We start from the raw sequence: 12986 nt of genomic DNA, 5'->3' as shown, positions 1-12986 counted from the left end.
TAATAGGAGGTCATCTTGCTTGAGAATTTCCAAAGCAGATAAAATATTTTATACGGTTAACTACGTTGTTTTGTCGCTGATTGCTCTAAGCTGCTTGCTGCCGCTTATGCACATTGTTGCGTTGTCGCTGAGCGATACGCATTCGGTCGCCTCCGGTTTGGTTACTTTGTGGCCTGTCGGATTAACGCTGGAATCGTTCGATCTGTTCTTGAATGGAACGAACGTCATCCAATCGCTCAAGAACAGCGTTACGATTACAATCGTAGGGATCGTCCTGAGCATGGTGTTCACCATTACAACCGCCTATCCATTAACGAAACGGTATTTGATTGGAAGATCCTATTTTATTTTTGGAGCTGTATTCACGATGTTGTTCACCGGAGGCATGATTCCGACCTATCTGGTCGTGAAGGAGCTTGGCCTGATTAATACGTATGGCGCATTATGGCTCCCTGCTTTAATAAGCACGTTCAACTTGTTGATTATGAAAAGCTTTTTCGAAAATATACCTTCTGAGGTGGAAGAAGCGGCGCGGATGGATGGATGTGGGGAGTGGTCGATGCTCTTTCGCATCTATCTTCCGGTATCGTTGCCGGTTATTGCAGCGCTATCCTTATTCTATGGTGTAGGATACTGGAATCTGTTCATGAGTGTCATGATCTATATGAACGAGACGAACAAATACAACCTGACCGTGCTCGTGCAGCAAATGATTCAAAGCCAATCGCTGCTGCAGGAAATGGTTGCGACACAAACGGAGGATTCGATTCAAATTACGCCGGAAGGAATTAAAGCGACAGGTATTATGGTCATGATCCTACCGATGCTGATCGTCTATCCGTTCCTCCAAAAATATTTTGTGAAAGGTGTAATGCTGGGGGCTGTTAAGGGCTGACGCGAGCGGCCGCGGTCCGCTTGGTCCATCAGGTTATTTTGCATGGGGGGTGATAGGGAGCGAGGAAGCGGAAGAACGCAAGGACGGAAGATTAGATTGCATCCAAATCGTATAACGGAGGGTTAATATCTAATGAAGAAATTAATGACAACCACATTGAGTGCATTATTGTCGGTGACCGTCTTGATGACGGGCTGCACGCAAGGCAAGAACACTACAGATACAGATAAACGTTCGACAAATGCACCGGCGGGAGAGAAAGGAACGGACCCGACATCCGAACCGAAAAAAGATATTACCGTCTCGGTCTATGACAGAGGCAGCGTGCCGGCGGCGGAAGGGACGACAGAGGACAATCGTTGGACAAAGTGGCTGAACGAGAGTGGGCCGTCGAATGTGAAGTTCGTTCCTATACCAAGATGGGAGTCGGCGCAAAAGCTTAATGTCCTGTTCGCCTCGGGCAGTGCTCCTGATCTGATATTCGAATACAACCCGGTTATTATGGATACGTTCTATACGCAGAAACAGCTTATGCCATTGGATGACCTCATTGAAAAACATAGTACCGTTTACAAGAATTTATTGGAGCAATATCCGGCTTTGAGGAAAGTAGGCACGAAGTCGGATGGCAAGCTTTATTCGGTGGCACGTCTGGCATCTGTTCAACCGATTCATGGTTTGTTAATCAGGAAAGACTGGTTGGATAAGCTGGGCTTGGAGGTGCCGACAACAGTCGAGGAGCTGCTGACAGTCGCGAAGGCGTTCACTGAGCAGGATCCGGATGGCAATAACGCGGATGACACCTATGGGATTAGCCTGAGTTTCAAATCGCAGGATGTTATTCAATCCTTTTTTAATGCATATGGCATTAATCCGGCGATTCCTCTTGTTGTAGAGAATGGAGAGCTCGTTATCTCCTGGGAAAATCAGAAGCTGGCTGTCGATTATATGAAACAAATATTCGAGATGGGTGCAGCGGATAAGGATTTCCTGAATGACGCCAACGGAGCAAAGGCAAAGCAAGATTTCCTGAATGGAAAGCTGGGCATCTATCCGAATCAGGTAGGAACCTACTTTGACTTTGCCGTCAATTCCCTTAGCGTGCTGAAGAAGAATGACCCGGCAGCGGAAGTCATTCCGATTGCATATCCAGCAAGCTCGAAGGGGTCTTATAACCCGGCATTCACCAATCCGGTCCAAGTAACCGCATATGTTAACGCTAACGCTAAGAACCCCGATGCTGTTATGAAATATATTGACTTTGCGTCTGAAGTCTCGACCGGCCGCAAGCTGGGCTATGGGGATGACGGAACGCATCATGTCATTGGCGAGAACGGCTGTCCTGTCGTAACAGACGCTGACAAGTTTAAGAATGAGGTTGCTTATAATGGAGATCTGCAAATGCTCGTTTCCGGACTTCTGGATGTAGAATGCGGCGATCCGGAATTGAAATTCAATGTGAATGATCCGATTCAGAAGGAAGGATTGGAGATGCACAGAATGGCCAAGGAAGCTTACCTTGATGTGAACAAGCCTTATCCGGGAATCACGCATCCGGAGCATTATCCGATGCTGCCGGAAGATCTCAGCCTGATTATGACAGGCGCTATTGAAGCTATTCAACCGATCTGGTACAAGTCCGTTTTGGGAGGCAGCAGCTATACTACAGATCAGGCTATGCAGGATGCTATTATGGCTTGGGAGAAGTCCGGCGGCAAGAAGGTGGAGGACTGGTATCAGGACTGGTATATCAACAGCAAAGATACAGCATTCCTGGCAAAAGATATTTATGACATGATAGAAACGAAGTAAGCGAGTATACCGTTCGAACAGCCGAGTTCAAAGCTCGGCTGTTCTTCTAAACGAAATGAGTTGATTTTTAAAACGAATTGGAAGCGTTTACTTTTATGGGATTATATTGGGAGGTTAATCATGAGAAATGTTTGGAGAAAATGGGGGCTGTTGTCACTTTCATTGCTAATGCTCATAGCTGTGATTCCAAGCTATTATACGGTGTCTGCTGCTGAGTCGCTATCTGGCAAAGCGGACATTCTAGTCGACGAGCTGGTCGATTGGACGAAAGTATACAGCCGTACGGAACATTTGCAGTTCGATGCAAGCAATCGTTGTGTATAGATTGCTAATCACATTAAAAGAAAATCAGTAGGCTAAATGAGAAGAGGAGCGTGATTAAGAATGATGGAAAAAATCCGTCTTTTGAGTAGGGGACTGCTGCTGGTCATTCTTCTGGTAACGGTAAGTCCCGTCTCGGCATTTGCTTTCGATTATGGCGCTGTTCCGTCAAGCCACATGCCTTCCAACGGATGGAGCAATACGCAATGGATCGACCCAGGTGGATGGACCACCATTAATGTAACGATGAGCGGGCTGCCGGCGAATGATACGGGCGTGGATGCTGCCTCAGTAGTGAATAGCATCCTTGGCAGCACGTCAGGCAAACGCATCCTTTATTTTCCGAACGGCGATTATTACTTTAAGACCCCGCTCAGCATCACATCTGGAGATATCCTTATACGCGGAGATGCTTTGGAGACGACCACTTTTTATATCGGCGATTCTTCCAATCCCAATACGGAGCTGCGCTTCGACGGCGGAGCTCCGGGCGCTCCCATAGCTGTAATCGGCTCCCCGGCTGCGGGAAGTGGGGCCGTCACCGTATCGAACGCAAGTAGTTTGAATGCCGGCGACTATGTCCTTCTGTATCTTTCCGGAGGTCGTGTAGCTTGGGGAAGCTATACCGAATCGCAGATCGTTAAAATTTTATCCAAAAGCGGAAATACGTTGAATCTGGACATGAAGTTGGGGCTGGATTATCCCTCCGCCAAGCTCCCGATGGTGAGTAAGCTTAATCTGCTGTCTAATGTAGGAGTGGAAAAAATAAGGCTTGCCAGAACCGTCCAGCCCACTATAGAAAATACGAATAGCCTCGTTTTCAACAGAGTAGTGAAAGGGTATGTCAAGGATATGGAGTCCATTAAGAGCGGCCGGGGACATATTTCCATCGACAATAGCAGAGATGTGGTTGTGGAACGGAATTTTGTTCATGACGCGTTTATTAAAGATGTTGGCGGTTATGCGTATGGAATCGTCGTTAACGGCTCTACGGGGATTCAGGTTACGGATAATAAGGTTTGGGATTTACGACATCATATCTTGCTTCAGCTCGGGGCAAATCACTCCGTGGTCAGCTATAATTCTGTGGAGGCTTCCTATACGGGATACAATGATCTGGCCTTCCATTCGAATTACGCCTACATGAACTTAATTGAAGGCAACAGCTTTAAAGAAAGCTATGCAGACAACTCGAAGTCCTATGACAGCATCATGACAGCCACAGGGCCGCGCAATACATGGTTTCGCAATCATGCAAGTGGGAAGATCGGGAGCGACAATACTTCTACCGTGAATCAAAACATAATAGGGAATCAATTATCAAGCATCTCGACCTCAGGATCGGGCCACTATGTTGGCGCCAATAGATTGACTTCCAGTGTCATTCAATGGGGGGAGCTAAGCTCAGGATCAACGATTCCCGCATCGTTATATCTTACCGTCAAACCATCGTTCTTGGGCTCCAAGCCTTGGCCGCTGTTTGGTCCGGGCGTAGATGCGAATTGGGGATCAGACAATACGTTGCCTGCGAAAGACCGGGCCAAGCCGACAAGACATTTTGTGGATCATTTGAATGATTGGAGCAAGACGTATAGCCGTACGGCAAATTTGAATTTTGATATGGCCAACACAGCCAAATTCGAAGGGGATCCTTCCCGTGTGAAAAGAACGACAGCGACGAATGAGGAAGTAGTCTGGAAGCAGAACGGCATGACGTCATTCACGGCAGTGACGTATTATTGGCCTTCAGAAGGGGTATCGCATTTTAACCTCTATACTTCATCCGATGGCTCCGCATGGATCGCGGTCACTCCTGCGATTGCCGGTGGATCAGGCGATTGGAAAAAACATACGTACACCATTAGCAATCTGACCAATGTCAACTATGTGAAGATGAGGTGGAACAATACAAGCGGCAATGCGTATACGCCGCAAATTGGCAAAGTGACGATGACGTATTCGTTTCATGATGAGTTGAATGATTGGAGCAAAACGATTAGTCATTCGTCAAACCTGAATTTTGACACGGCCAACACGGCCAAATTTGGAGGAGATCCTTCCCGTGTGAAAAGAACGACAGCGACGAATGAGGAAATCGTCTGGAAACAGCAGGATATAAGGTCATTTGCCGCTGAGACGTATTTCTGGCCTTCAGAAGCCTTGTCGCATTTCAGTCTCTATACTTCATTCGACGGATCTGTATGGAATTCCATTACCCCAACGATTACCGGCGCTTCAGGTGACTGGATAAAATATACCTACAGCTTAAGCAACATGTCGAATATCCATTATGTGAAGATGCGCTGGAATAATACAAGCGGCAATGCGTATACGCCGCAAATTGGCAAAGTGACGATGGCTTCTCAGTAGTACTGCGTGTAAGTGAACGATCCAACCAGAACCTGAGCGCAGCAAAGAGCTTTTAATGCCATAAATTAAATTCAAATCGTGTATAAAGCATAGGCAATCTTGGACTTGTTTGTCTAGAATTGCCTCTGCTTTTTAACGGTATTTATTTTAAAAGCTAAAGCTTCAGGGGGATTGTGAATACAGAAAATATGCTAAAGTAGGAACAACGGATGAAATGGGACTGGAAATCAGGGAGGAGGAAATAAAGAATGAAAAATCAGGTTTACTTTCCCGGCTTGTTCTAGAATTCTCTTTAATAACCATTCAACTGATCGCATTACTGATTATTAATAACTGCTATGTAATTGAGGTGATTCAGAAGTAAGTAGCCAGTTTAAACAACAATCTTATTAGTTAACCTTCCGCAGATGGCTGCATAGCTTTCATTGCAACCTTCGACTCACTTCGCATTTGCAGCTTGAATTCTCTTGGCGAGCATTGGTTATGCCGCTTGAACAGCTTATAAAACTGGGACATGTTCGTGATGCCTACCTCATAGCTTACTTCCATAATGCTAAGCTCACTCGTCAGCAAGAGCAGCTCGGCCTTCTTGATTCGTTTGTAGTTGACGTATTCTACGAAAGAGACGCCCATCGTCTTCTTGAAATATTTCACGAAATAGTGATAGCTCAAATTGAGCAAGGTACAAGCATCCTCTACAACAAGCTTATCGTCCAGATGGGCGCTTATATAATCAAGAACAGGTCTTAAACGAATTAAATCGCTTTCCTCCGTATAGTTCAGGATATTGCGACTATCATTTCGCAGCAGCAGCAGCAGCAATCTCTTAATAATCGAGCTGATGGAAATTTCGTAGCCCCTCATCCGTGTTTGCGATTCATTGAAGATTTCCAAAATGAAAGCATAGGCTTCCCGCTTTGCCAATTGTTGTTCATCAAAAATATAGTTTAGTTTATCCAGCGGCTGAGTCAATTCCGAGAAGCAGTACAGGTAAGGCATAGTACTCTGGTCAAAATGTTTGCCTAAATCGATCTGAAATACGACATAGTGTAGTACATCCGTAAGCGGTTTATGAGAACGGTGCGGCTGGGAGGAACCTAAAACCATAACATCACCCGGTCCAAGGACAACGTAATCGTGATTGCTCTGCACACCTAAATGACCTTCTATGATCGCAAGAAACTCTACTTCTTTATGGTAGTGCCAGGGATGCTTCTCCAAAGTGCTGAACTGATTAGCATCCGCACTGATTTCCCATATTTTAAGAAACAGCAATGGATTTTGATAGATGACTTCTTCGTTGATGGCTTCGATATGCGTATCAATAGCGGTTTCTATTATGGGCATGCAAACAACCTCCTTTTTTTGAGTATACCACTTTTGGAAATGTAGATAGAATGAATCTAACTGAATACCGTGTAATTTTTCGTGATTTCGCTAGAGAGGACACTTTTGAATATAAAATCAGCAGGTTTTAGTATTACGCTCACTTCGCAAATTTTCTATACTGAAACTACTTAAATGCAGAAGGAGTGCTTCTAACATGGTAAAGGTAACGGTATGGAATGAAAATCGTCATGAGCAAAAAAATCCGCTTGTAGGTGAGATTTATCCAAATGGTATTCACGGTGCGATTGCAGCATTTTTAACGGAAGCAGGACTTGAGACAAGGACGGCAACTCTGGATGAGCCGGAGCATGGTTTAACAGATGACGTATTGAATAATACGGAAGTATTAGTGTGGTGGGGACATCTTGCACATGGGGAAGTGACGGACGAGGTGGTCCAAAAGGTACAACAGCGTGTGCTTGACGGCATGGGCTTGATCGTCCTTCATTCGGGTCATTTCTCAAAAATCTTTAAAGCGTTAATGGGAACTAGCTGCGATTTGAAATGGCGCGAGGCGGACGAGAAGGAACGTCTCTGGGTTGTTGCGCCAAGCCACCCGATTGCAGAAGGCATTGGGGAGTATATCGAGCTGGAAAAAGAAGAAATGTACGGTGAGCATTTTGACATTCCTGCACCTGACGAGCTTATTTTTACAAGCTGGTTTGAAGGCGGAGAAGTGTTCCGCAGCGGCTGCACATTTACGCGTGGAAACGGCAAAGTGTTTTATTTCAGACCGGGCCATGAAACGTACCCAACTTACTATAATAAAGACGTTCAACGCGTCATTGTGAATGCCGCGAAATGGGCGAAGCCCGTGGAACGCAATCGTCCTGTTTATGGAAATGCTCAGCCGCTGGAGAACATATCGGTAAAGTAATCGAATAAACAGCTCAAGCGAAAATGCAAGGAGCTTAAAAATTGTTGCAGAGAGAGCCTTTGATATGCTCCCATCATAGTAGACAGTAGAAAAAACAAAAACTTCTACTTCTACAATGATGGGAGTTTTTATGATGTCCAAAAGGAGTCCAATTTCTTTCGAGGTAAAGTTACGCGTCGTAAAGCGATGCCTTCTGAATGAAACAACCCCCAGTTTTGAGGCGAAACGGCTAGGGGTAGACAGCAGTACGCTTACGGATTGGATAAGGAAGTATAAAGCAGATGGAAATGAAGGATTAAAGGAATCTAGTGGGTGTAAGGCCTATTCAGAGGATCTGCAACTGGCTGCAGTTAGGGATGTCCTATCCGGTAATCATTCTATACGAGAGGCAACGAAGAAGTACCATATTTCGAGTAAAAGCGTTTTGACGAGATGGATTTCCAAGTATACTAAAGGGATAGAAATAAAACCTACTCGTAAAGGGAAAGGGCTATCCCGCATGAACAAAGGACGTAGAACCACTTTCGAAGAACGCATTGAAATCGTACAGTATACGATCGCCAATGATTTGGATTATCAGAAATCCATTGAGAAGTATGATGTTTCTTATCAACAGGTGTATGCATGGGTTCGTAAATATACATCCGGGGGTGTGGAAGCCCTTCATGACAATCGGGGCCGTAATAGGCCTGCAGGGGAGCTGGATGATCATGATCGACTCCAGCTTAGAATCAAAGAACTTGAAGCACGCAACGAGTACTTAGAAATGGAGAATGCCCTCGCAAAAAAGTTGGCAGAGATCCGGCGACGAAATACACGCTAACCTTAGTTCGGCATGCAGACTTGTATCGAGCTATTCAAGAATTGCACACGGAGAAAGGCTACGCCATCACCATGCTGTGTAAGCTAGCAGGAGTCGCCAGGTCTGCCTATTATAAATGGCTCAAATGGAAACCATCCATCAGGGAACTTGAAATCCTTTCGCTCGCTAAAGAAGTGAAACTTCGCTATGACAAGCGGAAAGGAATACTTGGCTATCGTCAAATCTGCATACAAATGAACCGAAAACTCAAAAAGAATTTTAACAAAAAACGTTATTACCGAATCATGCGTGCTCTTGGGTTAAAAGCCGTCATTCGCAGGAAGCGACCAAACTACCTGAAAGCCTCCGAGATGCATGTGGCTGAAAATGTGATGAACCGTGAATTTTGCGCAGATTCTCCTAATCGTAAGTGGTGTACAGATGTTACAGAATTAAAGTATGGGAATGGTCGTAAAGCCTATTTGAGCGCTATCCTTGATCTCTACGATAACTCCGTTGTTTCATGGGTGTTAAGCCACTCTAACAACAATAAACTCGTCATAGACACCGTACAGAAGGCTTACAAAAGAAACCCGGGCGTAGCCCCACTTCTCCATAGCGACAGGGGCTTCCAATATACTTCACATGCATACAATCGACTACAGGTTAAGCACCATTTTACTAAAAGCATGTCTCGCGTAAGTCGATGTTTGGATAACCAACCGATTGAACGATTTTGGGGTACATTAAAAGCTGAAAGCTATTATCTCACCAAATACGAGACCTATGAAGATGTCCTTCATGATGTGAGAAATTATATGCGTTACTACAACCGTTACCGCTATACAGAGCGTTTAAATGGCTTGTCCCCTATGGAATACCGACGAACTGCATAACACGAGAGCTGAAAACAAAACCCTCAGCTCTGTTAATTGAACTGAGGGGAAATAAATTAACTTTTTTTGTTTTTTACACTGTCTACTTGACAGGGGGCACTTCACTTTAGGTATAGGGCTTTCTTTTTTTTATTGTATAGGAAATTATGCATTCTCGGAACCTGTTGATAATGATGCTGCGGCAGCAGCAAGAGCTTTGACCTGACAGTCAATCATAAGAATGAGCAGGCTATCCTGCACATTTGCAGGGTAGCCTACTCTTTTTAATGGTTTAGGGCAGCTATCCTGTACGTAAGCAGGATAGCTGCCAATAATGGAGATCAGATGGCTTTAGATGAGCTGAGATGACGATCTATAATGCGTGAGTGCAGGATAGGTTTGCTAGAGAGTCCCAATCGCATGAAGTTACTGCAAAAGTGCAGGATAGCTTTCGCGCTGGGAGTAGAAGACGTGAGGATTTGAGGAGCGGCATCGAACGTGGGAAAGTTGAGGGAAAAGACGATGTGTGTGTGTGTTTCGTGAAGTATAGAGGAGATATACAAACATGCCTAGAACAAAGGCAGCGGCAGCCAAGCTCTGCCCGTGACAGCCAATAAAGTAGACTTTCCTGCGCATTTGCAGCCTAGCTGCATGGAGACGAGACGGCTGGAAATGAGCTGAAACGGAGCTATAATGCGTGAGTACAGGATTGGTTTACTAGTACGAGCTGTTTGGTTACACATCCCAAGAAAAAATGAATACCTGAATTTTAGAATGATCACTGGGGCTTAGCTCAGCTGGGGGAGCGCTTGCAAGGCATGCAAGAGGTCAGGAGACAGTCCGCGAGGACGGAGCGAATGCGGAGGAGCACGGCGTCTGAATCTAACGCTAAAATTCATTGACGAATACGCTTCGTCAGACATTTCATCCGAAGTATTTTTTGTTCCCGTAATCAGAGCTTATGAAGGTACGATTAAACTTTTTCATAAGCTGCCCAAACATTTCAGCTTCTTCAGCGGACCAACTTTGCAATAGCTCGGCTATTGCAGCTTTTCTAGCATTTTTATAATCGATTAATTCCTTTGTTCCGAGAGCAGTGATCTGAAGATAGTATGCCCTCCTGTCTAATGAATCGGGAATGCGCTTCACATATTCCTTTTGCTCCAAAGCTGCTGCTTGTCTGCTCACTGTTGAAATATCTAAATGGAATTGTTCCGACAATGCTTTTACGCCAGCAGAGCCCTGAGAGGCAATTTGCTGCAGCAGCAGATATGCAGACCGATCCAGATTTCCGATTGATTTATTGGTTGATATTGCAATAGCGCGGCGGATTAAAAGTGCCAGTTCAAGCTCTATCGTTTCCAATGCATATTCGTCCATAATAGTTATCACACCTCGCTGTCTAATGTTCATTGACAAGATAATGATTAGTTGTATAATGCAATTATATAGTAAGTATCATATATTCTGCTCTCGCAAAAATCAAATAGAGGATTGGAGGATTGATTTTATGCAGGCTCATGAAATTATGGTCAAAGAGGTCTATAAGGTTAGAGAAACGGATACGGTGCGGTCAGTCCTTGAAAGATTTATTAAATACGGGATTAGTGGTCTGCCAGTGGTGAACGAGCGAAATGAGATGGTCGCTTATATTAGTGACGGAGATATTATGAGATATATTGGAAAGCATAAGGATATTATTTTTGTCACGATTATGTATATGAATGTTGTCAAAGGAGATCAAGAGGAGTTCGAAGAAAGAATTCCTCAAATCCTTGATTTAAACGTGATGTCCATCGCTAAGAAAAAGGTGCATAAGGTAGAATGGAATGAAGAGGTTGAAAATATTGCAGCTATTTTAGGAGAAAAAAGAATAAAAAAGCTGCCAGTGGTGCGAAAAGGCGCTCTAGTAGGAATTATTAGCCGCGGGGATGTCATTAGGCATGCTTTCAAGAGCTTTCTGTAAAAGCTGATTTTAAAAAGGTCAAGGATGCGCATTGTGCATCCTTGACCTTTTCCTATTCTACAGGAAACCCAGCCGTGAAATTCACTCAAACGATACCTGATGCGCATGCTCATTAATATCCAAGAAGGGATGATGGGCATGCGTGACCTTTTCTCCGTTAACTTTTACATTTCTAATTATGACTCCGGCCACATACCTTTCCCCGCTATAGCCATAAATTCTTGAAGGATTAGCTCCCTGACCGTTGTACTCGATATTTTGCAAGACGATGTTCTCGATGCGATTGCCTGGTACGGGATTATAATCTTTGTTCCAGACCACGCGGATATCGAACAAACGACCAAGCTCAAAATGCTCTACACGAATATTGTCGTACGTAATATGCCGAACCGTATTGAGATCCCCTGCGTTGATCGTCATCGCGCCCTGATAGTTTTCTTGCGGCTCATGATGCTCTAAAATATCGATATTTTCAAACCGTATATGCTCAATGATATCACCGTTTTTATGGTAATTGCCGTGGGTTCCAATCATAAGCGGATGAGCGACATCTGCCCAGAAGCTGGAGTTGCGGACGGTAATATGGCGCGAGTCACCAGTATAATCCCAGCGGCTTCCGTAAATGGCGATGCTATCATCAGAGGTGCGGAGGAAAATATCATCAATATCAATAAACGAGCTCGACATGATATCAATGCCATCACTCCAGCCCTTGCAGCTGAACGATTTGAAATTATGAATGCGAATATGCTCAGACCCGCCGATATAAATGCTGTAATGGGGAGGATTTAAGGTCGTAATGCCCTCAACCTCTATGTTGCTCGAAAATAAAATACGTACGCCGCGGAAAGCGGTAAATCGGTGGAATTCTGCTAGATAAACGATTCCGCGTCCGCGTATGGTGACGTCCTTCACATGATCACAAACCATGGAACCGACAACGGCAGCGCCGCCTGCGATATATATGGTTTTTCCAGACGGGATTTTTAATAAGGTTTCTTCAATGTAGTGCAAGCCTGGCAAGAAATAAAGAATTTCAGGTTGTTCATTCCCCTCCGAACGAGGTGTTGTGAGTGGACGAAGCAGATGCTCTATCCGGTGTATCCCGGGTTTAACCAAAATGACATTTGCATCATCTGGAGAAGGTGCATTTATTTCAATTGGATTTGCAAATAAGTGAAGATTGTTAAACCGCCCTCCATTGATTTCGATGGAAAGCTTACGCGGCTGGTCAAGCTGAAAGCTTATTGTGTTATCGGTTAGCTGGTGGGCTGCGATGCCGTAGGATAAAGGCCTTATAATGGAAGAAGTAATTTCCCCTAATAAATAAGTAATCTCAACGTCAACGGGCCCTTCCATGTCGAAGGAGGCAAAAGAGGCCTGACTTACGTTGTGCATATCGACGTTAGCTTCGTAGGCAGGAAGCTCGCTCCATTCACCGTCAGCCTCCCGAATGCGTACAGAAAATTCCTTCCTCTGCGGAATACCTTTTATTTCTGGATGAATATGAATGGTCATGACCAGCCTCCGAAATCTGAATTTTCATCAATGGTTTATATGTCATATTAATGTAGCGTAATTATTGCAATCTTTCGATAGTAATTCATAAGGTTGTTAAAAAACTGCTATTAGAGCTTAAGAATGTGCACATAAACCTTAGATTTTGCCATCGTAATGGC

The 12986-nt window shown here is 44.5% G+C and carries 11 protein-coding genes; 8 read left to right on the top strand and 3 right to left on the bottom strand.

The genetic code is table 11. The features are described from left to right. Positions 1-19 precede the first annotated feature (19 nt). The 4 genes from MHI37_RS24390 (at position 20) to MHI37_RS24375 (ending at position 5398) form a co-directional block, all read left to right on the top strand. On the top strand, positions 20-895 hold the full coding sequence (locus MHI37_RS24390) for a carbohydrate ABC transporter permease (protein WP_076339145.1): 876 nt from the start codon (positions 20-22) through the stop codon (positions 893-895). Between the two features lie 132 nt (positions 896-1027). Then, positions 1028-2707, top strand: a complete 1680-nt coding sequence (locus MHI37_RS24385) for an extracellular solute-binding protein (protein WP_076339146.1) — start codon at positions 1028-1030, stop codon at positions 2705-2707. Positions 2708-2827: 120 nt separating this feature from the next. Beyond that, the gene (locus MHI37_RS24380; protein WP_076339147.1) at positions 2828-3031 is read left to right on the top strand and encodes a hypothetical protein; all 204 of its coding nucleotides are present in this window, start codon (positions 2828-2830) and stop codon (positions 3029-3031) included. Between the two features lie 60 nt (positions 3032-3091). Further along, positions 3092-5398, top strand: a complete 2307-nt coding sequence (locus MHI37_RS24375) for a hypothetical protein (RefSeq protein WP_083676496.1) — start codon at positions 3092-3094, stop codon at positions 5396-5398. A 393-nt stretch (positions 5399-5791) separates the two neighbouring features. Here MHI37_RS24375 and MHI37_RS24370 read toward each other — a convergent pair whose 3' ends face one another. Further along, positions 5792-6745 (bottom strand): AraC family transcriptional regulator, encoded by a 954-nt coding sequence (locus MHI37_RS24370; protein WP_076339148.1) that lies wholly within the window; start codon positions 6743-6745, stop codon positions 5792-5794. A gap of 196 nt (positions 6746-6941) precedes the next feature. Here MHI37_RS24370 and MHI37_RS24365 point away from each other — a divergent pair, with 196 nt between their 5' ends. The 3 genes from MHI37_RS24365 to MHI37_RS24355 all read left to right on the top strand — a co-directional run bounded on the left by MHI37_RS24365 (position 6942) and on the right by MHI37_RS24355 (position 9362). Continuing rightward, positions 6942-7664, top strand: coding sequence for a ThuA domain-containing protein (locus tag MHI37_RS24365; protein ID WP_076339149.1), 723 nt, complete (start codon positions 6942-6944; stop codon positions 7662-7664). Positions 7665-7794: 130 nt separating this feature from the next. Then, complete coding sequence (locus MHI37_RS24360; protein WP_342556514.1) at positions 7795-8487, top strand: helix-turn-helix domain-containing protein; 693 nt, start codon at positions 7795-7797, stop codon at positions 8485-8487. Positions 8488-8507: 20 nt separating this feature from the next. After that, positions 8508-9362, top strand: a complete 855-nt coding sequence (locus MHI37_RS24355) for an IS3 family transposase (protein ID WP_144023843.1) — start codon at positions 8508-8510, stop codon at positions 9360-9362. Between the two features lie 903 nt (positions 9363-10265). On the opposite strand, the gene MHI37_RS24350 is transcribed toward MHI37_RS24355, so the two are convergent. Beyond that, the gene (locus MHI37_RS24350; protein ID WP_076340104.1) at positions 10266-10721 is read right to left on the bottom strand and encodes a MarR family transcriptional regulator; all 456 of its coding nucleotides are present in this window, start codon (positions 10719-10721) and stop codon (positions 10266-10268) included. A gap of 130 nt (positions 10722-10851) precedes the next feature. On the opposite strand from MHI37_RS24350, the gene MHI37_RS24345 reads away from it, so the two are divergent. Then, on the top strand, positions 10852-11307 hold the full coding sequence (locus MHI37_RS24345) for a CBS domain-containing protein (RefSeq protein ID WP_076340103.1): 456 nt from the start codon (positions 10852-10854) through the stop codon (positions 11305-11307). Positions 11308-11388: 81 nt separating this feature from the next. Here MHI37_RS24345 and MHI37_RS24340 read toward each other — a convergent pair whose 3' ends face one another. Beyond that, a complete protein-coding gene (locus MHI37_RS24340; protein WP_076340102.1) occupies positions 11389-12825 on the bottom strand; it encodes a glycosyl hydrolase family 28 protein in 1437 nt (478 codons plus the stop codon). Between the last annotated feature and the right edge of the window lie 161 nt (positions 12826-12986).

Origin of the sequence: Paenibacillus sp. FSL H8-0548 (assembly GCF_038630985.1) — a bacterium.
GTDB lineage: Bacteria > Bacillota > Bacilli > Paenibacillales > Paenibacillaceae > Pristimantibacillus.
This window is presented reverse-complemented; position numbering and strand designations above follow the sequence as displayed.

Excerpts from the sequence above, each read along its gene's own strand:
- MHI37_RS24340 (WP_076340102.1), bottom strand. The coding sequence starts at position 12,825 with ATGACCATTCATATTCATCCAGAAATAAAAGGTATTCCGCAGAGGAAG.
- MHI37_RS24375 (WP_083676496.1), top strand. The coding sequence starts at position 3,092 with ATGATGGAAAAAATCCGTCTTTTGAGTAGGGGACTGCTGCTGGTCATT.
- MHI37_RS24370 (WP_076339148.1), bottom strand. The coding sequence starts at position 6,745 with ATGCCCATAATAGAAACCGCTATTGATACGCATATCGAAGCCATCAAC.
- MHI37_RS24345 (WP_076340103.1), top strand. The coding sequence starts at position 10,852 with ATGCAGGCTCATGAAATTATGGTCAAAGAGGTCTATAAGGTTAGAGAA.
- MHI37_RS24360 (WP_342556514.1), top strand. The coding sequence starts at position 7,795 with ATGATGTCCAAAAGGAGTCCAATTTCTTTCGAGGTAAAGTTACGCGTC.
- MHI37_RS24350 (WP_076340104.1), bottom strand. The coding sequence starts at position 10,721 with ATGGACGAATATGCATTGGAAACGATAGAGCTTGAACTGGCACTTTTA.
- MHI37_RS24385 (WP_076339146.1), top strand. The coding sequence starts at position 1,028 with ATGAAGAAATTAATGACAACCACATTGAGTGCATTATTGTCGGTGACC.
- MHI37_RS24365 (WP_076339149.1), top strand. The coding sequence starts at position 6,942 with ATGGTAAAGGTAACGGTATGGAATGAAAATCGTCATGAGCAAAAAAAT.
- MHI37_RS24380 (WP_076339147.1), top strand. The coding sequence starts at position 2,828 with ATGAGAAATGTTTGGAGAAAATGGGGGCTGTTGTCACTTTCATTGCTA.